Annotated in this window: 15 protein-coding genes and 1 tRNA gene; 10 read left to right on the forward strand and 6 right to left on the reverse strand. The window is 63.8% G+C overall.

Going from position 1 to position 22227, the window contains the following annotated elements:
• Window positions 1-100 precede the first annotated feature (100 nt).
• The 3 genes from J5837_RS10205 to J5837_RS10215 all read left to right on the forward strand — a co-directional run bounded on the left by J5837_RS10205 (window position 101) and on the right by J5837_RS10215 (window position 4472).
• Entirely contained in the window at window positions 101-334 is a 234-nt protein-coding gene (locus J5837_RS10205; RefSeq protein ID WP_210536645.1) for a helix-turn-helix transcriptional regulator, read from the forward strand.
• A gap of 518 nt (window positions 335-852) precedes the next feature.
• Window positions 853-4107, forward strand: coding sequence for a hypothetical protein (locus J5837_RS10210; RefSeq protein WP_210536646.1), 3255 nt, complete (start codon window positions 853-855; stop codon window positions 4105-4107).
• Window positions 4108-4235: 128 nt separating this feature from the next.
• The gene (locus J5837_RS10215) at window positions 4236-4472 is read left to right on the forward strand and encodes a helix-turn-helix transcriptional regulator (RefSeq protein WP_210536647.1); all 237 of its coding nucleotides are present in this window, start codon (window positions 4236-4238) and stop codon (window positions 4470-4472) included.
• A gap of 123 nt (window positions 4473-4595) precedes the next feature.
• On the opposite strand, the gene J5837_RS10220 is transcribed toward J5837_RS10215, so the two are convergent.
• From J5837_RS10220 to J5837_RS10240, 5 genes are all read right to left on the reverse strand, one after another.
• Window positions 4596-4670, reverse strand: a tRNA-Val gene (locus tag J5837_RS10220).
• A 103-nt stretch (window positions 4671-4773) separates the two neighbouring features.
• On the reverse strand, window positions 4774-6291 hold the full coding sequence (locus J5837_RS10225) for a tryptophan halogenase family protein (RefSeq protein WP_210536648.1): 1518 nt from the start codon (window positions 6289-6291) through the stop codon (window positions 4774-4776).
• Between the two features lie 122 nt (window positions 6292-6413).
• Window positions 6414-9170: a TonB-dependent receptor gene (locus J5837_RS10230; protein WP_210536649.1), complete on the reverse strand. Its 2757-nt coding sequence runs from the start codon at window positions 9168-9170 to the stop codon at window positions 6414-6416.
• Window positions 9171-9406: 236 nt separating this feature from the next.
• Window positions 9407-11125 carry an alpha/beta hydrolase-fold protein gene (locus tag J5837_RS10235; protein WP_342345527.1) on the reverse strand — a complete coding sequence of 573 codons (1719 nt, stop codon included), beginning with the start codon at window positions 11123-11125 and terminating at the stop codon, window positions 9407-9409.
• A gap of 190 nt (window positions 11126-11315) precedes the next feature.
• Window positions 11316-12932 (reverse strand): alpha-glucosidase, encoded by a 1617-nt coding sequence (locus J5837_RS10240; protein WP_210536651.1) that lies wholly within the window; start codon window positions 12930-12932, stop codon window positions 11316-11318.
• A 332-nt stretch (window positions 12933-13264) separates the two neighbouring features.
• On the opposite strand from J5837_RS10240, the gene J5837_RS10245 reads away from it, so the two are divergent.
• Both J5837_RS10245 and J5837_RS10250 read left to right on the forward strand, forming a co-directional pair.
• Window positions 13265-14767 (forward strand): MFS transporter, encoded by a 1503-nt coding sequence (locus J5837_RS10245; protein WP_210536652.1) that lies wholly within the window; start codon window positions 13265-13267, stop codon window positions 14765-14767.
• Window positions 14768-14787: 20 nt separating this feature from the next.
• Window positions 14788-16458: an alpha-amylase family glycosyl hydrolase gene (locus J5837_RS10250; RefSeq protein WP_210536653.1), complete on the forward strand. Its 1671-nt coding sequence runs from the start codon at window positions 14788-14790 to the stop codon at window positions 16456-16458.
• 75 nt (window positions 16459-16533) lie between these two features.
• Here the strand turns inward: J5837_RS10250 and J5837_RS10255 are convergent, their stop codons facing one another.
• Window positions 16534-17586: a LacI family DNA-binding transcriptional regulator gene (locus J5837_RS10255; RefSeq protein ID WP_342345528.1), complete on the reverse strand. Its 1053-nt coding sequence runs from the start codon at window positions 17584-17586 to the stop codon at window positions 16534-16536.
• 269 nt (window positions 17587-17855) lie between these two features.
• Here J5837_RS10255 and thrS point away from each other — a divergent pair, with 269 nt between their 5' ends.
• The 5 genes from thrS to J5837_RS10280 form a co-directional block, all read left to right on the forward strand.
• Window positions 17856-19757, forward strand: coding sequence for a threonine--tRNA ligase (thrS, locus tag J5837_RS10260; protein ID WP_210537005.1), 1902 nt, complete (start codon window positions 17856-17858; stop codon window positions 19755-19757).
• A 68-nt stretch (window positions 19758-19825) separates the two neighbouring features.
• On the forward strand, window positions 19826-20350 hold the full coding sequence (gene infC / locus J5837_RS10265) for a translation initiation factor IF-3 (RefSeq protein ID WP_210537006.1): 525 nt from the start codon (window positions 19826-19828) through the stop codon (window positions 20348-20350).
• A 357-nt stretch (window positions 20351-20707) separates the two neighbouring features.
• Entirely contained in the window at window positions 20708-20905 is a 198-nt protein-coding gene (gene rpmI / locus J5837_RS10270; RefSeq protein ID WP_162372906.1) for a 50S ribosomal protein L35, read from the forward strand.
• A gap of 13 nt (window positions 20906-20918) precedes the next feature.
• On the forward strand, window positions 20919-21278 hold the full coding sequence (gene rplT, locus J5837_RS10275; protein WP_210536654.1) for a 50S ribosomal protein L20: 360 nt from the start codon (window positions 20919-20921) through the stop codon (window positions 21276-21278).
• Between the two features lie 127 nt (window positions 21279-21405).
• Window positions 21406-22227: phenylalanine--tRNA ligase subunit alpha (locus tag J5837_RS10280; protein ID WP_210536655.1), on the forward strand; the 822-nt coding region annotated here is incomplete at its 3' end.

Below are 22227 nucleotides of genomic sequence, written 5' to 3' on the forward strand. Positions count from 1 at the left end.
TAGAACACCCCGCGTCTTCCCGGGACTCCGCTGAGTCCCACTATTAGGTAAGGCAGCCGTTCTAAGCCGTTACCCGTCCCTTTCACTACCGACTTTCACCATGACCACCGATTCACAACAAGCAGACCGGCCGCTGACCACCAAGCAGGCGGCTGAAGCTCTGAACGTCACCCCGCACACCTTGGAGAACTGGCGGCATGCAGGCCGAGGGCCGCGCTTTATCCGCTATTCCCGCACCTGCATCCGCTACCGCCCCGCCGATCTAGACGCTTGGCTGGCGCAGCGAGCCGCTGAAAGCGCTACCGACTCGCAGCTGTCCGCTGCCGCGCAGTAATCATCTCCCGCGTCTAGCAGCCCTCGTCGGGGCCGCCCACTAGACGCATCCCGCGAACTCCCTTGCTGCCCTCTGCCCCGCCCTGGTGGGAGCGGAACGGGCTGCCTTTGTCTTTGAGATACCCATGAAACGAAACACCAAGCCCGAGACCTTCACCGGTCCCGATGGCACCGCACTTGCTCGCGTACCCCTCGCTGGATCGAAGGGGCATGCAGTTATCGAATTAGCCGATTATTCGGCGCTGATCGCTGCCGGAGTGTCCCCTTACTGGGCCTTCAGTTCCGCTGCCCCTACCCGAAGCTACGTGTGCGTAAAGCGCGGAAGGAAGCTGTTTCCCGTCGCTCGCTTCATCGTCAGTGCTGGTCATAGGCAGGTAGTGCGCTACCGCGATGGCAACCACCTGAACCTGAGGCGATCCAATCTGTACATCGATTCCGGTCCTGCGAAGAGCGCATGCGTTGCTGCGCAGCCGCTAGTTGTAGACGGCCGAGGCGCAGCCCCTGCATTGAGGATGCAGCATGCCTGACCATCCGAGGGCGACAAATGGTCAGGAGCTAAACGAGTACTTCGCGCTGACGGGTGACGCCACGCCAATCCAGAGCGAGGCCGAAATTCGGTCCGAGCAATACGCGGCCGAGCAAAAGGCCAAGGCCGTGGACTTCTCTCAGATCTATCAGGCCGGTGTCGAGAACAATCACACCGTCACCAACGTGATGCAGTTCATGGAGATGACGGGCTTTGAGTTCGATGACACCTATGAACTTGATCCCGCGAAGTTGGTGAAAGACCTAACGGAGCGCGGCATTCCCATTGATTGGACCGACGAATTCGGCGACGTAGTTAGCCAGCAGCACTACGAAGCGAAGCTGAGGGTCTACCAGCAGCGGGCTGAGAACGACCGCATGATGACCAACGCGGGCGGAAAGGGCTTCGGCGCAATGCTGCTGTCGAGCCTGTCAGACCCTGTGGCGTTCGCCGTGGATGCCGTCGCTGCGCCACTCTCCGCAGGCACGAAGGGCGGCAAGCTCTATCGCGTGGGAAAGGCGGCGCTGGGCGCGGGAGTCTCTAACACCATCGCAGGCTCCCTGCAAGGTTTGGCCGATCCGAACTATGACGCCAATGCCATGCTGGTCGACTTCACGGCGGGAACGAGTCTCGGCGTGCTTATTGAAGGTGGCGGAACGCTACTGCGCAGAGAGGAACGTAAGGAACTGTTCGACGCATTGAACCGTTCGATGCGCAAGGCCGTCCCTAGTGCCTTCGGTGACGACACGCTGTCGGCCGCACGCGCTAGCGGCACGCATGTAGAGAGCCTGGTGGGCGTACAGACCGCACTTGGTGAGGGCCGGGTAAAGTCGGCTCGCGAGGCGTTGGAAGATCTGACCGACGACCTCGGGCCGCTGCGGTCCGCTATCGATAAGCGCGTCCGTCTGGATGCCATGCGCTATGTGGACCAGCAGGGCGAAACCGGCCGAACGCTGCTACGCGCCCTCCATTCCGACCCCGTAGGCGTCAAGGGCGACGCCGTGAACGCCACGGGCGCTGTCGAGAGAGCCAATCGTCTCAGAGGCGTTCTGACGCACCTGTGGCGCGTCGGCGATGACGGCAGCAGCGGATGGGAAGGCGCGGTGCGTGAATCGTTCGAAGGCCAAGGTAAGCGCGGCGTTCGCGGCTGGTGGAATCGGCAGTTCTCTTTGGATGGCCGCGAAGGGTTCTCCCGCGCGGTCGGTGAGACAGCACTGACCGGCATGAAGCATGCGGACCCTGCCGTGAACAAAGCGGCGGCGCATCTGGAGTCGGTGGTCATGCCCCGGGTCTGGGATGAAGGTGCGCGGGCTGGTGTCCGGGGCATGGATGCCAGCGGTGGCCTGATGGGCTACGCGATGCCTCGCGTACTACGTGGCGATCTGTGGCAGTTCATCCGCGACCTTGGCGGTAAGGACACTCGCGTTCTGGAAGAGCCACTAACGGAGATGTTCGCTGCGGCGATCCGTGGCGGCCGTCAGGGACTTGGACTGCCTGTAGACGAAGAGACCACCATGAAGGCTGCCAAGGCGTACGTTGGCCGCGTTATGGGAGCGAAGGCTGATCCTCTCGGCGGTATCGACCGCATGACTGAACTACGCCTCGACTACCTAGAGGACGTACTGGAAGAGGCAGGAGTAAAGCAGGACGAGATCGCCGAGATCGTCGCGAAGTTCACACCTGAGGCGACAAAGGGCGGAGCGGTTCCGACCGCGAGACTGAAGCAGCGTCTGCCGTTGGACATGACAGTAAGCGTCACGCTAGAAGACGGGACGCGGCTTCGCATGGTCGACCTTTTCGACACCCACGCCGAGCGCGTAGTTGATAACTACCTCCGCGAGATGTCGGGACACATCGCACTTGGACAGAGCGGCTACGGTTCGTGGCGCGAAGTAGACGGTCTGATTACCCAGCTGCATGCAGTAGAGAAGCAGCTAGACGCCGATGGCGCGAAGGTTGCCCGCATGTTCCTCCGGAACATCCTTGGCAGGCCGATGGTCGAGAGCGAGACGAGCGACTTTGCGCGGATTGCTCGCATGGGGATGGACGTGAATTTCCTATCCACCATGGGTTCTGTGATGTTCTCCATGCTGGCGGAGAACGGAAAGGTTCTCGGGCTGACCGGGTTCCGGGCTGCAATGAAGCAAGTTCCCGCGCTGGCATCGGTGGTCAGGCAGGCGATGAACGGCACGCTTGACGATGGCATGGCCCGTCAGATGGCTAGTCTGTTCGGTACCGGCATGTCGATGCTGAAGAATCAGGTGTCGCTCCGGGCTGACGACTACAACATTCCAGGGTTTTCCGATGGGCTGCTTGGGAAGGTGGATCGTGCGGCACAGAGAGCAAAGCGGTTCCAGACCATCGCGTCGGGCCTCGGGCCAATTACCGACATGCAGCAGCTGTTCTACGGTCGCGCCATGCTCCAGCGCCTTTACGATGACGCACAGCGCGACGGCATGAGCAAAGCCCTTCGCTCCCGATTCAAGGACTATGGATTGGGAGAGGAAGAGATTGACGCGGTGCTGCAGCATCTAAAGGGCGCTGAAGCTAAGGGCGGCGTTCTCGTAGATCCCAAGTTGGACGATCTGCCCGACAAGCTGAAAGTCCGCTTTGCCGAGGCCATGAACCGCGCGACCCGGCACGTCATCCAAGAGTTAGACGTGGGCGCGGTTCCGGAGTGGATGCATGGAGGCTTCGCTAAACTGCTAATGCAGTTCCGCACCTTCACTATCGGTGCATGGACGCGACACACCCTCCACGGATTCGCGAAGCATGACAGCATCGCGGCAGTGCAGTTCGCCACGTCCATGGCGTTCTCAGCTGCTGGCTACGTCGGGATGGTCTACGTGAATCATGCGGCCGACGCTGAGCGACGCAAGCGAATGCTGGAGCCTGAGGCCATCGCCAAGATGGCATTTGCTCGCGCTAGCGATTCGTCGATCGTTCCCATGCTTTGGGACACGGCGGCCGACTTCCTAGGGTTTGAACAGCAGTTTAGCTACGGCCGCAGTGGTGGCCTTGGGACTGACTTGGTCGGCGGCAATCCAACCATTAGCACGCTTGATCGGCTGGGCACGGTCGCCAAGATTCCAGCTAGTGCCGCTCGCGGCGAAGTGACACAGGAACAGGTTCAGGCAGCCATGGGCCTGATCTGGCTAAACCGGCTGCCCGGACTGCTGAACCTGCAGCACATTCTCTCGGAAGACTTCCCGTCAGCGCGGGACGTGGAAGAGGCTTCGGGGCAGTAGCTCCCGCGTTCCACCTTTAACTCTCACGCCGCGCGTAGCGGCGTCCCCTCACCAACTACCACCGGGACCGGTGCGAAGCACTCCGCTTCGCGCCGCGTTTCCGCGTGGCCGAAATCAGAATCTGAAAGATGAGTGCAACCGAACAAGTAGCCATTCCCGGCATCCCTGATCCGATCCTTCGCGAGAAGCTAGTCCTTCGCGCAACCGGCCTGACCAGTTCCACGCTGGACCGGCTGGTACGCAGTGGAGCCTTTCCGCCAAAGCTGCGCCTTGGTCCCCGCTCAGTCGGCTGGTTGGCGTCGGCCGTCAATGCATGGATCGCCGCCAAAGTCGCCGAGGCGCAGTCGGCGCGGCTGGTCGCGTAGCTGGGAAAGAGAGAAGGCCAGAAAAGCAAAAGGGGAGACGGATGAAAGCCCGGTAACAGCATCGCTGTTTGCCGTACTTTTGCCGTACTCCCCAATACCCAATGAGCTAAGTCATTGTTTTATTGGTGGGCGGTACAGGGTTCGAACCTGTGACCCCTACCATGTCAAGGTAGTGCTCTACCGCTGAGCTAACCGCCCGATTTCGCCCCTTGCGGGGGCGCGCATGATAGCACCGGAAACCGCCGCGGGGAACCTCGCGGGCCGGTCTGGGTGGCCGGTGCCGACGGGGTCTTGCTCTGTCCTACCTCGCCACCGGCTCCGCCTTGCAGTTCTGGGCAATGAATTCCTCGTGTGTGGGCATCAGGTCGACCACCCCATGCATGACCCGGCGCACGTCGGCCAGCATCCCTTCGACGAAGGCCTCGGGCTTGGCGTCGGCTAGGCCATGGTAGCCGTGCGGGTGGATGCCTTGCCCGTACATGACCTGAAACCAGCTGACTTCGCTGAACAACTCGTTGTTGATCCGGTAGACCCGACCGTTGCTGCGGAACAGCTCAACCTTGTGGCGCAGCGTGTCGGGGATCGGCATCGTGCGGCAGTAGTTCCAGAACTCGGAATCGTCGCGCCGGGTGGCGTGATAGTGCAGGACTATGAAGTCGCGGATCTGCTCGTATTCCTGTATCGACTGGCGGTTGAATTCGTCGATGTCGGCCTGGTCGAAGTTGCGGTTGGGGAAGAACGCGACCAGCCGGGAAATGGCCTTCTGCACCAGGTGGATCGAGGTCGATTCCAATGGTTCCATGAAGCCGCCGGCCAAGCCCACGGCGACCACGTTCTTGTTCCAGAACTGCTTGCGCCTGCCGGTGGTGAACTTGATCGGGCGTGGATCGGCCAACGCTTCGCCATCCAGGTTGCGCATCAGAATGTTGGCGGCCTCGTCATCGCTCATGTACTCGCTGCAATACACATGACCATTTCCGATCCGGCTCTGCAGCGGAATGCGCCATTGCCAGCCCGCCTTGTGAGCGGTCGATCGGGTGTAGGGCGTCAGCGGCGACACCGAGGCGCACGGCACCGCCAGCGCCCGGTTGCAGGGGAGCAAGTGACTCCAATCCTCGTAACCCGTCTGCAAGGTGCGCTCGATCAGAAGGCCGTGGAAGCCCGAGCAATCGACGAACAGGTCTGCGGCATGGACGTCGCCGTTGGCCAAGGTGACCGATGTGACGAACCCGGATTCAGGGTGCTGCTGCACGCTGGAGATGCGGCCTTCGATCCGGACGGCGCCATGTTGCTCGGCGTAACGGCGCAGGAAGCGCGCGTACAACCCAGCGTCGAAATGGAAAGCGTGGGCGATGTCCTGCAGCGGCGAGTTCGGGTACTTGTCCGTCGCCCGCATGAATTTGTTCTTTTCGCAGGCCAGCAGGTTGATCGAATAGTTTTCGAGGCCGTCGGCCTTGCCGGCCTGGCGCATCTTCAACCAGAAATGCGGGAAATCGACCACTCCGGTGCTGTGGCCCATGGTGCCGAAACCATGCGTGTAGGTTTCGCCGATGGCGCCCCAGTCGCGGAACTGGATTCCCAGCTTGAACGTGGCCTGGGTCGCCTTGATGAACTCGTCTTCGTCGATGCCGAGCGCCTTGTTGAAATTGACGATTGGGGGAATCGTCGCTTCGCCGACGCCAACGATGCCGATTTCATCGGACTCGACCAGATGCAGGTCCATGTCCTTGCCGAGGGCCTGGGACAGGAAGGCGGCGGTCATCCACCCGGCGCTGCCGCCGCCGACGATGATCACCTTGCGGATGCGGTTGTCGGTCATTCAAGCCTCTTTCGATACCACGTGCGCCATCTATCGTAATCCGTATCCTGAGCGAGGCGGGGGCCAAAAAAACTTTGCCGACCCGGAGGTCGGCAAAGCGAGGAACTGCCTGAGGGCTGCGATCAGAACTTGTAGCCGAAGCCCGCCAGGATCGTCTTTCCGTACTCGAAGTACTTCAGCGGCCGTGAGGCCGAATCGGTGCTGTCTTCCGAACGCGCCGGCTCGTCGCCGATGTTGCTGACCTGCAGGTACAGCGAGAGGCCCTTCAGCTTGCCGTTGTTGAAGTTGTAGTTGATCTGCGCATCCTGCACCTTCTCGCCGTGGAAGTCTTCGTAGCCGAGGTCGGCGCCGAAGCCCCGGCTCTCGCCGCGGAACTTGCTGCGGGTGCGCTGGCTGAGCCGGAGGGAAAAGCCGCCGCGCTCGTAGTAGGCGGTCAGACTCGACACGTACTTCGACCAGCCCGGCAGGCGCTCGCTGGTGCCTGGTCCGTTCGGATGGATGGTCGTGTCGGTTACCGCATAGCTGCCGAGCACGCCGAAACCGTCCAGACCGCGCCAGATCACGTCGAGCGGTACCGAGAACGAGGCCTCGTAACCGCGCAGCAGGCCGCCGCTGCCGTTGAACTTGCCCTTCAGGTAGCCTTGGGTGCTGGTGGGGTAGTTGAGTTGGCCGGGCGCAGGCGCCGGCAACGCATAGTCGGCGAAGTCGTACGCAAGGGTGTCCGTGAAGATGTAGTTCAACAGATCCTTGTAGAAATAAGCCACGCCGAGGAAGCCGGTGTTGCCCGCCTCGGTGGTGAAGTATTTTTCCAGGCTCAGGTCGTAGGCATTGGCCAACCAAGGCTTGAGTTGCGGATTGCCGCCTTCGCCGCACCAGGTTCCGCCTTGGACCGGGATGTTGTTGCAGTTGCCGGTGGAGATGTTCACGTCGACGTTGGCGCGCATATCGTCCATGCGCGGGCGCTGCATCTGCCGTGAAGCGCCGAAGCGGATGTAGTACTCGTCCGGGAAGCCCAATGCCAGATTCAGGCTGGGAAGGAAGTTGCTGTAGTTGGCGTTCTCGGAGATGTTGTCGCCGCTCTCGCTGCCCGCGACGGTGTTGATGCCGTTCGAGGTCTGGTCCGCCTTCACCCACTGCACGCCGACGTTGCCGCGCAGGGTCAGGTTCTGGCCGATGTCGGTGTTGATGTTGGCCTGGACGTAGAAAGTATCGATTTTCTCGCGGACCGACCAGTTCTTGTTGGCGATGTCCTTGTGGTTCTTGCGCACGAGGTCATAGGTGCCGTTGTTCAGCAGTGTTTCCGCGTCGAACATTGCCATGCCGTCGATGCCGCCGAAGCTGAAGTCGGTCGGGCTGCCGGGGAATGGCGCGGTAGCGCCGACCACGCAGTTGCCCGGCGAGGCCGGGTTGGCCTGCAGGCACAACTTGTATTCCAGCGACGATTTTTCCTTCTTGCGGATCGTTTCGTTGATGCCGAACGACACGCTTTCGATGAAGCCTTCGTCGAAGGTGCGGGTCAGGTCGATCCGGCCGGCGTTGATGCGGTCCTTGATCTGGAAATTCTTCAGATAACCGTCCTGGGACCAGTTGCCAGCATCGACCATCTGCAGTTGGTTCGGGTCGTTGAAATCGGCGTCGAAAGCGTAGCGATTGAAGCCGTTCGGATCGAGGGTCACACGCAGGTTGGTGGTGCCCGCGCCCTTCAGGCCGACGTAGGTTTCGAGGAAATCCATGTCGCGGTGGACGCGCGAGGTGGAGATGTCCTGAGTCAGGGTCCAATGCTCGCCCAGGCGCCACTTGTTGTTCCAGCCCAACGAGAACAAACGGTCGTCGAGCGGGTTGGAGTCGGCGCGCAGCACCGGCTTGATTCCCGTCCAGCTACTGTCGGTAACGGTGCCGTTGCCGTTCGCGGTGTAGCCGGGAAGCAAGGTTTCGGTCCCGTTGCTGCCCCAGGCCGTACCGAATTCGACGCCCGATTTGATCTCGGTCTTCTCGAACTTGGAATAGAACAGGTCGAGCGAGGTCTCGTAGATGTCGCCCGGCTTGTACTGAATGGTCAACATCGCGCCGTTGCGCTTGTTGTTGTCGTCGAACTTGTAGACCTTGCCGCCGCCGAAGACATTGTTCCCGTTGAGGGGAGCGCCCCTCGCACCACCGGTATAGCCCCAGGTCTCGTTCTGGAAACCCGGCTGCGGGCTGTCGATGTGCGCATATCCGAAGGCGACGCCGAGCTTGTTGTCGAGGAACTGGTCGATGTAGGAGAAGCTGTAGCGGTTGCCGTTCTCCTTCTGGTCGCGGATCTTGTTCTGCTCGTAGCGGGCGTTGACGGCTATCACCCGTTCGGAGAAGTCGAGCGGACGCACGGTGCGCAGGTCGACGGTACCCGACAGGCCTTGGCCGACCAGGCGGGCGTCGGGGGTCTTGTAGACCACTGCGGAGCTGAGCAGCTCGGACGGATACTGGTCGAATTCGACGCCGCGGTTGTCGCTGGTATTGGCCTGCTCGCGGCCGTTGAGCGTGGTGCCGGCGAAGTCGCCGGAGAGGCCGCGGATGTTGATCTGGGAGGCGCGGCCGCGCTCGCGTTGCGCGGTCAGGCCGGGGAGGCGGGCGATCGAGTCGGCGATCGACGCATCGGGCAGTTTGCCGATGTCTTCGGCGGAGACGGCTTCGACGATCGAGGTCGCGGTCTGCTTGGTCTCGAGGGACTTTTCGATGCCGGTGCGGATGCCGACCACCTTGACCTTGTCCAGGTTGACGGTTTCATCGGTCTTGGCCTTGTCCGCCTCGGTTTGGGCGGCGTCCTGGGCTTGCGCGTTGGCGGCCATCGCCATTGCGGATACGACGGCGACGCACAGCAGGTTGCGCTTGAGTTGCAACATTTTCCCCTCCAGGAATGTTGTCTTGTGTGGATCCGGATTGTTCCGGGACGACCCGGACCGCTGGGGAAACCTGGGTCGCCCTGAGCGTGGAGCAATGGTAGACGCGCGAATTGGCGCACAAATCGCCCTGCATACGTATTCATGACAAAAGCGTTAAACGCATGAACGCGTCGCGCGCGTGTAATCGCCGGTACGGGCGCTTACCGGGCGCAATTCAGCAAGGAGACCCGCTTGGATCAGCGGCCGAGCAGGAACCGCAGCGGCACTTCGACGCGTTTGCGCCAGGACTTTTCCGAGTGGTCGGCGCCGGGGAATTCGCGGCTGATCCAGTTCACGCCGTTGCGATAACCGGCTCGCTGCATGGCTTGGTCCATGCGTTGCTGGTACGGCGCGTAGGCGGCGTCGAGGGTGGCGGTACCGTGATCGAAGTAGAAACGGTGCGTCGCCGGATCGGGCAGGTGCTTGCCGAAATAATCGATGGCCGCGCCGCCGCCAGCCGGCCAATGCGTGGACACGCAGGCGGCGCGACCGAATACCTGCGGGTATTCCGTCAGCGCGTACGCAGAAATCAGTCCGCCCATGCTCGATCCCATCAGCATCGTGTCGTCGCGGCCGGGAAGGGTGCGAAAACGTTCGTCGATGAAGGGCTTCAACTCATCGACGAGGAAGGAGAGATATTCGTCCGAACGCAGGTCGCCGCGCGGCAGGTCGGGCCAGCCGTCGACGAAATGCACTGCGTCGGTGGTCACCGCCTTGGCAGGCATGTATTCGGCCAGCCGGGCCGGCGTATTCCACACCGCCACCACGATGGCGGCACGGATACCGCCGCTGGCGATGAGCTTGGTCATCGCCTCGTCGATGCCCCAGGTCGTGCCGCCGTAAGCGGTGTCGCGGGAGGCGTCGAACAGGTTCTGGCCGTCGTGCAAGTACAGCACCGGGTAGCGCTTGCGCGGATCGCCGTCGTAGCCTGGCGGCAACCACACGTCGACGTTGCGCGAGGCGACGCGCGCCGAGGAAAACTGGGGAAAATGCAGCAGCTTCCCACCGCCGCTCGCAGGGAACGCCCAACCCAGGAACTCCGGGAGCTCCTTCGCCCAGCTGGCCTGGTTGTGCTCGCCGCCTGCAAACAAGCGGAACGCCGCGGTGTCGTCGGCAGCGGGCATGTCGCGTTCGCCGAGGTTGGTCTTGTAGCCGAGCTGGCGCAGGCCGCGCAGGGTGGCGCCGCTGCCGGCATAGCCGTCCACGAGGTCGCGCGCATCGTCGACTGCGTCGATGATGCCGTCGCCATCGCGGTCGTCGGTTTCCTCGCGGTCGCCGACCGTGAGCCAGAAGCGTGAGCCCTCGCGCTTGCTGCCCGCATCGAGCATGCGTTGCGCCAGCCGGGTACGCTGGATCGCCGCCGCATCGCCGCGTTCGCCGGCCAGCCAGAACGAGGGCGAGAACGCCCCAGTGATGCCGAAGATTTCCGGATACTGCCAGCCAAGGTTGAATGCGTTGAGACCACCGAGCGACCAACCGAGGATCGCGCGGCCTTGCGGGCGCGGAACGCTGCGATAGCGGGCGTCGACGAACGGCACCAGCGAATCGGCCAGCCAGTGCGAATAGGCATGGGCCTGCACGCCGATGGGACCGACGCGCGAACCGCCGACCAGACTGCGCGTAGCCAGCCGGTCCGACAGGCCATAGGCGCCCAGGCGGTCCTTTGGCATGCCGATGGCGATGACGATCAGCGGGGCGATCCTGCCTTCGGCGCGCAGGCGTTGCAGCGTCGCCTTCAGGCCGACCGCTTGGCCGTCCTGGCCGTCGTTGAGGTAGAGCACCGGATAACGCTGCGCGGCATCGTAGTCCGGGGGCAGCAGGGCACGGACGTCCAGCGATTCGCCGAGGAAGGCCGGAGCCTGCAGTTTCTCCTCGCGCCACTCGTGTCCCGGCTGCGCTGCGAACGCGTTGGCCACGAAAAAAAGCGCCGGCAGGAGAAAGGCGAATTTCGGAATGTCAGCCATGTCGTTGTAGTCCCGTGCATGACGCTTGTAGGAGGGCAGCCGGCGCGCAACCGTATGGAGCGCCACCCGATCGGTTCGCGGCGCTGTCAGGCTCCCTGCCGCGCGCTGACGTGCGCTCCCCCGGGAAGCGCGGCACCCTGGGTCACACGATCCGCGCGAAAAACACGGCGCGCGCCGGCAGTCGGAGTTCGCCACCTTCGATCCGACCCGAGAGCAGGCCATGGCTGTCGTCCGCTTCGACGACAAGATCGGAGGGGATTTCCCAGGCGACCGCTTCGTTCGACAGGTTGAATGCGGCCAGCAATAGCTGTTCGCCAAGCTCGCGGACGAAGACCAGTACCGGCTCCGGCGCATCCAGGAAACGGATGCCGCCCTCGCACAATGCCGGTTGCGCATGGCGCCAGCGCAGGAAGCCGCGCACCCGGTTCAGCACCGAATCCGGCTGCGCCTGCTGGATCGCGACGCTGCGCGAGCGATGTTCGGCGGGAATCGGCAGCCATGGCGAGCCATGGCTGAAGCCGGCGCCTTCGCCGCCATTCCACGGTATCGGCGTGCGGCAACCGTCGCGGCCCTTGAAGTTCGGCCAGAAAGTCTTGCCGTACGGATCCTGCAACGCCTCGAACGGCACGTCGGCTTCCGGCAATCCCAATTCTTCGCCCTGGTACAGGCAGACCGAGCCGCGCAACGAGCAGACCAGCGCGACCAGTTGAGCGGCCAGCGCCGGCGAGTCGTCGCCGCGGCCCCAGCGGGTCACCGCGCGTTGCACGTCGTGGTTGGAGATGGCCCAGCACGGCCAGCCTTCGCGCATCGCATCTTCGAGGCGTTCCACCGTGCCGCGGATGTACGCGGCGCTGAAGTCGTCGGTCAGCAGCTCGAAGCTGTAACCCATGTGCAGGCGCCGGTCGGTGACGTATTCGGCAGTGGTCGCCAGCGAGTCTTCCGAAGAGATTTCGCCCAGCGCGGCGACATCGGGATAGCGATCGAGCAGGGCGCGCAGGTCCTCGAGGAAGCCGAGGTTCTCCGGCTGCGTATTGTTGTAGTAGTGGTACTGGAACGCGTACGGATTGTCCGGGCTGAAGCCGCGGCCTACGCGCAATTCCGCGGGTTTCGCCGGGTTGTCGCGCAATTGCGCGTCGTGGAAGCAGAAGTTGATCGCATCCAGGCGCAGGCCATCGACGCCCTTGTCCAGCCAGAACTTCACGTTGTCGAGCGTGGCGGCCTGCACTTCGGGGTTGTGGAAGTTCAGGTCGGGCTGCGCGGACAGGAAGTTGTGCAGGTAATACTGGCCCCGGCGCGGTTCCCAGCGCCAGGCCACGCCGCCGAACAGCGACATCCAGTTGTTCGGCGGGGTGCCGTCCTCGCGGGCATCGGCCCAGACGTACCAGTTGGCCTTCGGATTGTCGCGGCTTTGCCGGCTTTCCCTGAACCACTCGTGCTGGTCCGAGCAATGGCTCAGCACCTGGTCGATCATGACCTTGATGCCGCGCGCATGCGCGCCGGCGAGCAGGCGGTCGAAGTCCTCGACGTTGCCGAACAGCGGGTCGACGTCGCGGTAGTCGGCGATGTCGTAGCCGAAGTCGGCCATCGGCGACTTGAAGAACGGCGAAATCCAGATCGCATCGACGCCAAGGTCGGCGATGTAATCGAGTTTCTCGACGATGCCCGGCAGATCGCCGACGCCGTCGCCGTTGGTGTCCATGAAGCTGCGCGGGTAGATCTGGTAGATCACCGCGCCGCGCCACCAGTGTTTCGTCGCCATTCCTTTCCCCGATCGGTTTCGATCGCGCGGTCCGGGTGCGCGCGACGGGGCGCCACTATTCCATGGAGGCTGCGCGGCGTCATAGCCCGGACGGCAGGGGGTCGATGAATACGTATGCGGCCATCATGCGCGAGTGGCGTGCGCGCGGCGGCGCGAGACGAAGGCGCGCTTCGGAAATCCAGCGGTTTTCCCGGCGAAAACCGCAGCTGCGCGCCCGCGACGAAGCGTGACGCGAACGTAGCTTCGTGTTTGCAGTGCAGCATGGAATCGTCGCGGCCTGCCCGCAACATACGCGCTCCGCAATTCGCGGCCGTCGCATGCAGGGCAGGGGAATGAGCCAGACGCCAGACAACAAGTCGGGTCACAAGCCGCAACTTTCGTTCTGGCAGATCTGGAACATGTGCTTCGGCTTCCTCGGCATCCAGTTCGGCTTCGCCCTGCAGAACGCCAACGTCAGCCGCATCTTCCAGACCCTGGGCGCGGACCAGGAAGCCTTGCCGGGCCTGTGGCTGGCCGCGCCGCTGACCGGGCTGATCGTGCAGCCGATCATCGGCTATTTGTCCGATCGCACCTGGCATCCGCGCTTCGGCCGGCGCCGGCCATATTTCCTCGTCGGCGCGTTGCTGGCGTCGCTGGCGCTGGTGTTCATGCCCGACTCGTCGACGCTGTGGATCGCCGCCGGCCTGCTGTGGGTGCTGGATGCGTCGATCAACGTGTCGATGGAACCGTTCCGCGCCTTCGTCGGCGACCAGTTGCCGGTGTCGCAGCGGGCCAACGGCTATGCGATGCAGAGCTTCTTCATCGGCGCGGGTTCGGTGATCGCCAGCATGCTGCCGTGGATGCTGGAGAAGGCCGGCGTGGCCAACACCGCCGCCGCCGGACAGGTTCCCGACACAGTGCGCTACGCGTTCTACGCCGGCGCCGGCGTGCTGCTGGGGGCGATCGCCTGGACCGTGCTGCGCACCCGCGAATATCCGCCGGAAACCCTGCACGCCTACGACGAAGCGCAGCCGCTGGACCGCCTCCCGCTGGACCGCGGGCGCGCCGCGCGCTTCGGCTTGCTGTGGCTGGCGGTGGGCGTCGTCGGAATGGGCCTGGTGGCCTGGCAAGGATTGCCGCGCGAGCTGTACCTGCTGGGCGCGCTGCTGGCCGTGTACGGCGTGGCGTTGCTCGCCTTGACCGTGGTCGGGCGCGACAACGGCTTCGCCCAGGTGATGACCGACATCTATGCGATGCCTGCGACGATGCGCAAGCTGGCGGTGGTGCAGTTTTTCTCATGGTTCGCGCTGTTTTCGATGTGGATCTACACCACCACTGCGGTGACCGCCGTTTACTACGGCACCGGCGACACCACTTCGGTCGAATACAACACCGGCGCGAACTGGGTCGGCGTGTTGTTCGCCGCCTACAACGGCTTCGCCGCGCTGGCGGCCATCGCCATCCCCTTCATGGCGCGCCGCCTGGGCCTGCGTTGGAGCCACCTGCTGAACGTCGCCCTGGGCGGCATCGCCCTGATCTCGATGCCGTTCATGCCGAATGCCGACTGGCTGCTGCTGCCGATGGTCGGCGTCGGCTTCGCCTGGGCCTCGATCCTGTCGCTGCCCTATGCCTTGCTGTCGGACAGCCTGCCCGCGCACAAGATGGGCGTGTACATGGGCATCTTCAATTTCTTCATCGTCATCCCGCAGCTGGTCGCGGTCGCCACGCTGGGTTACGTGCTCAAGCACGTGCTGGGCGGCGATCCGGCCAAGGTGCTGATCCTCGGCGGCGCCAGCATGATCCTTTCGGGACTGTGCGTGTTGCGCGTGCCCGAGCCGGCTTCCCATTCCGCATAAGCCATCCGAACAAGGTGCCCATGTCGATCATCCGTACGCTTTCGCCGCTTGCGCTGGCCATCGCCTTCGGCCTGCCCGCCGGCAACGCAATCGCCGCCGACGACATCTACGGCACCCTGGAGCCGTTCGCGCGCGAATCGGTCTATTTCGTGGTGACCGACCGCTTCGTCAACGGCGACAAGTCCAACGATCATCGCGAACAGGGCGGCAAGGATCCGGTGCTGCGCACCTTCGACCGCCCGGTGCCGAATGCGCACGGCGACAACATCGGCTACCTCGGCGGCGACTTCAAGGGCATCGTCGACAACGCCGGCTACATCCGCGACATGGGCTTCACCTCGGTGTGGGTGACGCCGATCGTCGACAACCCGGACGAGGCGTTCACCGGCGGCTCGCCGATCGGTTCCGATGCGTTCTTCAAGGACCGGGGCAAGACCGGCTACCACGGCTATTGGGGCATCAACTTCTACAAGCTGGACGAGCACCTGCCGAGCAAGGGCCTCGACTTCGCCGGCTTCACCAAGGCGATGAAGCAGCAGAAGCTCGACGTGGTGCTGGACATCGTCGGCAACCACGGTTCGCCGGCGTATTCGATGCCGAAGATGCAGCCGCAGTACGGCAAGGTCTGGGACAAGGCCGGCAAGCTGGTCGCCGACCACCAGAACCTCGATCCTGACAAGCTGGACCCGAAACACAATCCACTGCACGCCTTCTACAACACCGGCGGCGGCCTGGCCCAGTTGTCCGACTTCAACGAGAACAACCCGGCGGTGCTGGATTACCTGGCCGGCGCCTACGAGCAATGGATCGACCAGGGCGCCACCGCGTTCCGCGTCGACACCATCGGCTGGATGCCGCATGCGTTCTGGAAGAAGTTCTCCGACCGCATCCGCGCCAAGAAGCCCGGCTTCTTCATGTTCGGCGAGGCTTTCAACTACGACGCGTCGACGATCGCGATGCACACGCTGCCGCGCAACGGCGGCTACAGCGTGCTCGATTTCCCGCTGCGCGGCAAGCTTGAGCAGGTGTTCGAGAAGGCGGACAGCGATTTCGCCCAGCTGGGCGAAGCGCTGTACCTGGAGGACGGCCCGTACAACAATCCGTACGACCTGGTGACGTTCTACGACAACCACGACATGGCGCGCATCGATGCCACCGACAACGGATTCATCGACGCCAACAACTGGCTGTTCACCGCACGCGGCATCCCGGTGATTTACTACGGTTCCGAAACCGGCTTCATGCGCGGACGCGCCGAACACGACGGCAACCGCAACTACTACGGGCAGGAGCGGGTCGACGCCGCTTCGAACAGCCCGATCTACGGCAACCTGAAGCGCATCGCCACGTTGCGCCGCGATTCGGTGGCGCTGCAGCGCGGCTTGCAGCTGAACCTGCGCCTGCAGGGCGACGAGGCGGCGTTCTACCGGGTGTACGAACACGACGGCCAGGCGCAGACCGCGCTGGTGTTGTTGAACAAGGGCGACGCCGCGCGGACCATCAAGCTCGACGAGCTGGTCGAACCGGGCGACTGGCGCGATGGTTTCAGCGGCGAAACGGTGAAGCTGGGCGACACGCTGGCGCTGGACGTGCCTGCGCATGGCGTGCGCGTGCTGTTCCTAGACCGCCCCCTGGCCCTGCAAGCGCTGCGCGAGCGGCTGCTGTATTCGATGGCGCACAAGAACCGTTGAAACCGCGGCAAAGCTCATCGTGGGAGCGACGTAAGTCGCGAACCGGCCTTGGCCCGAAACCAAGAGCTTCGCGACTTACGTCGCTCCCACATCGGGTGTTTGCTGAGATGACTGCCTCAGCGCCAGCTTCACCGGGATGCTCTGGCTTTCCACCGGTTGCTTGTTGATCAGGCGGACCAAGCTTTCGACCATCAGCGCGCCGGCGCGCTTGGTGTCCTGTTGCACGGTGGACAGGCTCGGATTGGCGAAGCTGGCCATCGGAATGTCGTCGAAGCCGGCCACCGCCACGTCCTCGGGTACGCGCAGGCCGTGTTCGTGCAGCGCCTTCATCGCACCGATGGCGATCAGGTCGCTGGCGGCGAACACCGCATCGAGTCCGATGCCGCGTTCCAGGAGGCCATTCATCGCTTCGTGGCCGGATTGCTCGGTGGTGATCGCATCCACCTGCAGCAAAGGATCGGCCTCGATGCCAGCCGCGCGCAACGCCTCCACGTGGCCGCGATAGCGTTCGAAGAACTCCGGATAGTGGTTCGAGGCATGGCCGAGGAAGGCGATGCGCTTGCGCCCGCACTGCAGCAGGTGCGCGGTGATGTCGTGGCCGCCCTGGAAGTTGTCGCTGCCGATCGACACGCCGGGCTGGCCGGGCAGGGCGGCGCCCCAGCGCACGAAATGGGTGCCCTGTTCGGCCAGCTTCTGCAGGCGCTGCACCGACTCGAGGTAGTCGCCGTAGCCCAGCAACAGGATGCCGTCGGCCTTGTGGTTGTCTTCGTAATCGGCCTGCCAGTCGGTAGACAGTTGCTGGAACGACACCAGCAGGTCGTAGCCGTTCAACGCGCAGGCGCGGGTGATCGAGCCGAGCATCGACAGGAAGAACGGATTGATCAGCGAATCGTCCGGGGTCGGGTCCTCGAACAGCAGCAGGGCCAGCGTTCCGGATTGCTGTGCGCGCAGGTTGGAGGCGTTCTTGTCGACCTTGTAGTTCAGCTGCTCGGCGATGGCCCGGATGCGCCGGCGGGTCTCCTCGCTGACCATCGGGCTGCCGCGCAACGCGCGCGACACCGTTGGCTGGGAGACCCCGGCCAGGTGGGCGATGTCGAACGATGTGGCCTTGTCCCGCGAACGCGTCACCGCGGCCCCTCCGCCGCTGCAGGAATGCCCGGAATGATGCCACGGGAAGGCGCCGGGTGCGGGAATGCGCTAACATGCGCCCGTTCATCCAACGGAACCGGGTGGCCCGCGGCAACGCCGGCCGAGCGTGCGACATGAGCACTACCACCGCCCACTGCTGAATACGCCCGAGGTCTCCGCAAGACGGCGCCCTCGTGGCGCCGTTTTCGTTTTGGGCGCGCCGGCGCCCGGTCGCGGGCATGGCCCGCTCCAACAATCGATATCCGAACATGGTCAACATCACGCTCCCCGACGGCAGCCGCCGCGAATTCGAATCCGCCCCCACGGTCGCCGAGGTCGCCGCCAGCATCGGCGCCGGCCTGGCCAAGGCCACGCTGGCCGGCAAGGTCGACGGCAAGCTGGTCGACAGCAGCTTCCGCATCGACCGCGACGCTTCGCTGGAAATCGTCACCGAGAAGAGCCCCGACGCGCTGGACATCCTGCGCCACTCCAGCGCGCACCTGCTGGCCCAGGCCGTGCAGCGCCTGTTCCCGGGCGCGCAGGTCACCATCGGTCCGGTGATCGACAACGGCTTCTACTACGACTTCGCCTACGAGCGCCCGTTCACCCCGGAAGACCTGCCGGCGATCGAGGCGGAAATGCACAAGATCGTCAAGGAAGCCCTGCCGGTCACGCGCAGCGTGAAGTCGCGCGACGACGCGGTGGCGTTCTTCAAGGGCATCGGCGAGGCCTACAAGGCCGAGATCATCGAAAGCATTCCGTCGAACGAGGAACTGTCGCTGTACACGCAGGGCGAGTTCACCGACCTGTGCCGCGGCCCGCACGTGCCGGGCACCGACAAGCTGCGCGCGTTCAAGCTGATGAAAGTCGCGGGCGCCTACTGGCGCGGCGATTCCAACAACCAGATGCTCAGCCGCATTTACGGCACGGCCTGGTTGAACGATAAGGACCTGAAGGCCTACCTCACCCAGCTCGAAGAAGCCGAGAAGCGCGACCACCGCAAGATCGCCAAGGCGCTGGACCTGTTCCACCTGCAGGAAGAGGGTCCCGGCCTGGTGTTCTGGCACCCGAAGGGCTGGAGCATCTGGCAGGTGGTCGAGCAATACATGCGCAAGGTCTACCGCGAGACCGGGTACGGCGAAGTGCGCTGCCCGCAGATCCTCGACGTGTCGCTGTGGCAGAAGTCGGGTCACTGGGACAACTACAAGGACAACATGTTCTTCACCGAGTCCGAAAAGCGGACCTATGCGGTGAAGCCGATGAACTGCCCCGGCCATGTGCAGGTGTTCAACCAGGGCCTGCACAGTTATCGCGACCTGCCGATCCGCTACGGCGAATTCGGCGCCTGCCACCGCAACGAGCCCTCCGGCGCGCTGCACGGCATCCTGCGCGTGCGCGGCTTCACCCAGGACGACGGGCACATCTTCTGCACCGAGGAGCAGATCGAGTCCGAAGTGCGTGCCTTCCACCAGCAGGCGCTGAAGGTGTATTCGGATTTCGGTTTCTCCGACATCCAGATCAAGATCGCGCTGCGCCCGGATTCGCGCCTCGGCGACGACGCCACCTGGGACAAGGCCGAGGACGCGCTGCGCGGCGCGCTGCGTTCGGCCGGGGTCGAGTGGGAGGAACTCCCGGGCGAGGGCGCCTTCTACGGCCCGAAGATCGAGTACCACCTGAAGGACGCCATCGGCCGCACCTGGCAGCTGGGCACGATGCAAGTCGATTTCATGATGCCGGGCCGCCTGGGCGCCGAGTACGTGGACGAAAACAGCCAGCGCCGCCATCCGGTGATGCTGCACCGGGCCATCGTGGGCTCGATGGAGCGTTTCATCGGCATCCTGATCGAGCACCACGCCGGCCAGTTCCCGGCCTGGCTGGCCCCAGTCCAGGCGGTGGTCATGAACATTACCGATGCCCAGGCCGACTGGGTCGCCGAGGTGGAAAAAATCCTTGCAAATCAAGGATTCAGGGTTGCCCTGGATTTGCGCAACGAGAAGATCGGCTATAAAATCCGCGAGCACACGCTGCAGCGCGTGCCGTATCTGCTGGTGGTCGGAGACCGCGAGAAGGAGAACGGCGCCGTTGCCGTGCGCACGCGTTCGGGCGAGGATTTGGGCACAATGAGCGTCGCCGCCTTCGCCGAGCGCCTGCGCAGCGAGCAGGCGGCGTAGCCAGTCCCGGTCGTTCCGGCGCAAAAGGCGCCACGCGGACCGGTTCTTTTCTCCCTGGAGATTGCAATATCAGCACCCCCGACAACAAGCAGAACCGCAAGAACCACGAGATCCGCGTGCCGCGCGTGCGCGTGATCGGCAGCGACGGCGAGATGATCGGCGTCCTGTCGCGCGACGAAGCCTTGGCCAAGGCCGAGGAAGAAGGCCTGGACCTAGTCGAGATCCAGCCGAACGCCGAGCCGCCGGTCTGCAAGATCATGGATTTCGGCAAGTTCAAGTTCGAAATGCAGAAGAAGGCCAACGAGGCCAAGAAGAAGCAGAAGCAGGTCGAGATCAAGGAACTGAAGTTCCGCCCGGTCACCGACGAGGGCGACTACCAGATCAAGATGCGCAACATCCGCCGCTTCCTCGAGGAAGGCGACAAGGTCAAGGTCAACATCCGTTTCCGTGGCCGCGAGATGAGCCACCAGGAACTGGGCCGCGAAATGGCCCAGCGCATCGAGGCCGAACTGGGCGACGACATCGTCGTCGAGTCGCGTCCGCGCCTGGAAGGCCGGCAGATGGTCATGATGATCGCGCCCAAGAAGAAATGATCTTTTGCGCCGGAAGGCGCAGAAGACCGACCGTTGCCCTCCGCCCGCTTGCGGGGAAAGGGCAAAGGGTGAGGAAGGGCGCCGGGAGGCGCCCCTTCGCTTTTCTGGAAACAGACTCCAACCACCTGATTTGCAAGCGATTCCCCGAACAGGCATAATGCGCGGCCCGGTTCGCCGGGACTGTCGCCGGCAACGGTGCCAGGTACAAGGAACCTGTCTTGATTCCTTCGGGAAATCAAAGACTTACCCGCCGGTTGGGCAGGATGGAAAGTCTGGCTTTTGGCCTTGGCGACCTGGTCGCACAGGCTGAAGGACGGCGCCCTAACCAGTCAGAAAACAATCCAAGCAGGGATTCCCATGCCCAAGATCAAGACCCACCGGGCCGCGGCGAAGCGTTTCCGCAAGACCGCCTCCGGCAAGTACAAGGCTGGCTCCGCCAACCGCAGCCACATCCTCACCAAGAAAGCGACCAAGACCAAGCGCGAAGCCCGCGCCGGCCAGATCGTCCGCAAGGAAGATTCGGGCCGCCTGGATCGCATGCTGCCGTATCTCTGAGGAGGATTAGGAAATGGCACGAGTCAAGCGTGGTGTGACCGCACGTCGCCGTCACAAGAAGATCATCAGCCGTGCGAAGGGCTACTACAACGCCCGTCGCAAGGTTTTCCGAGTTGCCAAGCAGGCGGTCATCAAGGCGGGCCAGTACGCCTACATCGGCCGCAAGCAGAAGAAGCGCAACTTCCGTTCGCTGTGGATCACCCGCATCAACGCGGCGGCCCGCATCAACGGCCTCAGCTACAGCCGCTTCATGAACGGCCTGCTGAAAGCCGGCATCACCCTGGACCGCAAGGTGCTGGCGGACATCGCCGTGCACGACGCGGCGGGTTTTGCCGCCCTGGCCGAAAAGGCGAAGGGCGCTCTCGCGGCGTAAAGCCGTCGCTCCCTCTGCGAAAGCAGCGGACAAAAGCTGACAACGCATGGGGAAGGGCGCAAGTCCTTCCCCATCGTTTTTTGTGCCATTTGATCTTGCGAAGAACCGGAATCGGACGACATCCCGAATGAGCGACATCGAATCCCTGTCCGCCCAGGCACTGGCCGACATCGCCGCCGCGGGCACGCCCGAGGCACTGGAGCAGCTGCGCGTGGCCCTGCTGGGCAAGAGCGGCAGCATCACTGCGCAACTGAAGTCGCTGGGCGCGCTGCCGCCTGACCAGCGCAAGGCCGCGGGCGAAGCGATCAACGTGGCCCGCGATGCCATCGGCGACGCGCTGGCCGCACGCAAGACCGTGCTGGAAGACGCCGCGCTGGACGCGCGCCTAGCCGGCGAAACCATCGACGTGACCCTGCCGGGTCGCGACGGCGGGCGCGGCGGCATCCATCCGATCAGCCGCACGATGGAGCGCATGGCCGACATCTTCGGCCGCCTCGGCTACGACCTGGCCGACGGTCCGGAGATCGAGGACGACTGGCACAACTTCGAAGCGCTGAACTTCCCGCCGCACCATCCGGCGCGGGCGATGCACGACACCTTCTACTTCGGCGACGGCCGCCTGCTGCGCACGCATACCTCGGGCGTGCAGGTGCGCTACATGGCCGACCTGGTCAAGGCCGGCGGCAAGCCGCCGCTGCGCATGATCGCGTTGGGCAAGGTCTACCGCAGCGACAGCGACCAGACCCACTCGCCGATGTTCCACCAGTGCGAAGGCCTGCTGGTCGACGAGCATTCGACCTTCGCCGACCTCAAGGGCACGCTGGCCGAATTCGTCCGCGCGTTCTTCGAGCGCGATTTCGAGATGCGCTTCCGTCCCAGCTACTTCCCGTTCGTCGAACCCGGCGCGGAAGTCGACATCGCCTGGCAGCAGCCCGACGGCAGCAAGCGC

The sequence above is a fragment of the Pseudoxanthomonas helianthi genome, from assembly GCF_017939625.1.
In the GTDB taxonomy this organism is placed as follows: Bacteria; Pseudomonadota; Gammaproteobacteria; order Xanthomonadales; family Xanthomonadaceae; genus Pseudoxanthomonas_A; species Pseudoxanthomonas_A helianthi.

Bases quoted from the DNA above. Each gene is read 5' to 3' on its own strand.
- rpmI (WP_162372906.1), top strand. From the start codon at position 20,708: ATGCCCAAGATCAAGACCCACCGGGCCGCGGCGAAGCGTTTCCGCAAG.
- rplT (WP_210536654.1), top strand. From the start codon at position 20,919: ATGGCACGAGTCAAGCGTGGTGTGACCGCACGTCGCCGTCACAAGAAG.
- J5837_RS10230 (WP_210536649.1), bottom strand. From the start codon at position 9,170: ATGTTGCAACTCAAGCGCAACCTGCTGTGCGTCGCCGTCGTATCCGCA.
- J5837_RS10225 (WP_210536648.1), bottom strand. From the start codon at position 6,291: ATGACCGACAACCGCATCCGCAAGGTGATCATCGTCGGCGGCGGCAGC.
- J5837_RS10240 (WP_210536651.1), bottom strand. From the start codon at position 12,932: ATGGCGACGAAACACTGGTGGCGCGGCGCGGTGATCTACCAGATCTAC.
- J5837_RS10210 (WP_210536646.1), top strand. From the start codon at position 853: ATGCCTGACCATCCGAGGGCGACAAATGGTCAGGAGCTAAACGAGTAC.
- thrS (WP_210537005.1), top strand. From the start codon at position 17,856: ATGGTCAACATCACGCTCCCCGACGGCAGCCGCCGCGAATTCGAATCC.
- J5837_RS10245 (WP_210536652.1), top strand. From the start codon at position 13,265: ATGAGCCAGACGCCAGACAACAAGTCGGGTCACAAGCCGCAACTTTCG.
- J5837_RS10205 (WP_210536645.1), top strand. From the start codon at position 101: ATGACCACCGATTCACAACAAGCAGACCGGCCGCTGACCACCAAGCAG.
- J5837_RS10215 (WP_210536647.1), top strand. From the start codon at position 4,236: ATGAGTGCAACCGAACAAGTAGCCATTCCCGGCATCCCTGATCCGATC.
- J5837_RS10250 (WP_210536653.1), top strand. From the start codon at position 14,788: ATGTCGATCATCCGTACGCTTTCGCCGCTTGCGCTGGCCATCGCCTTC.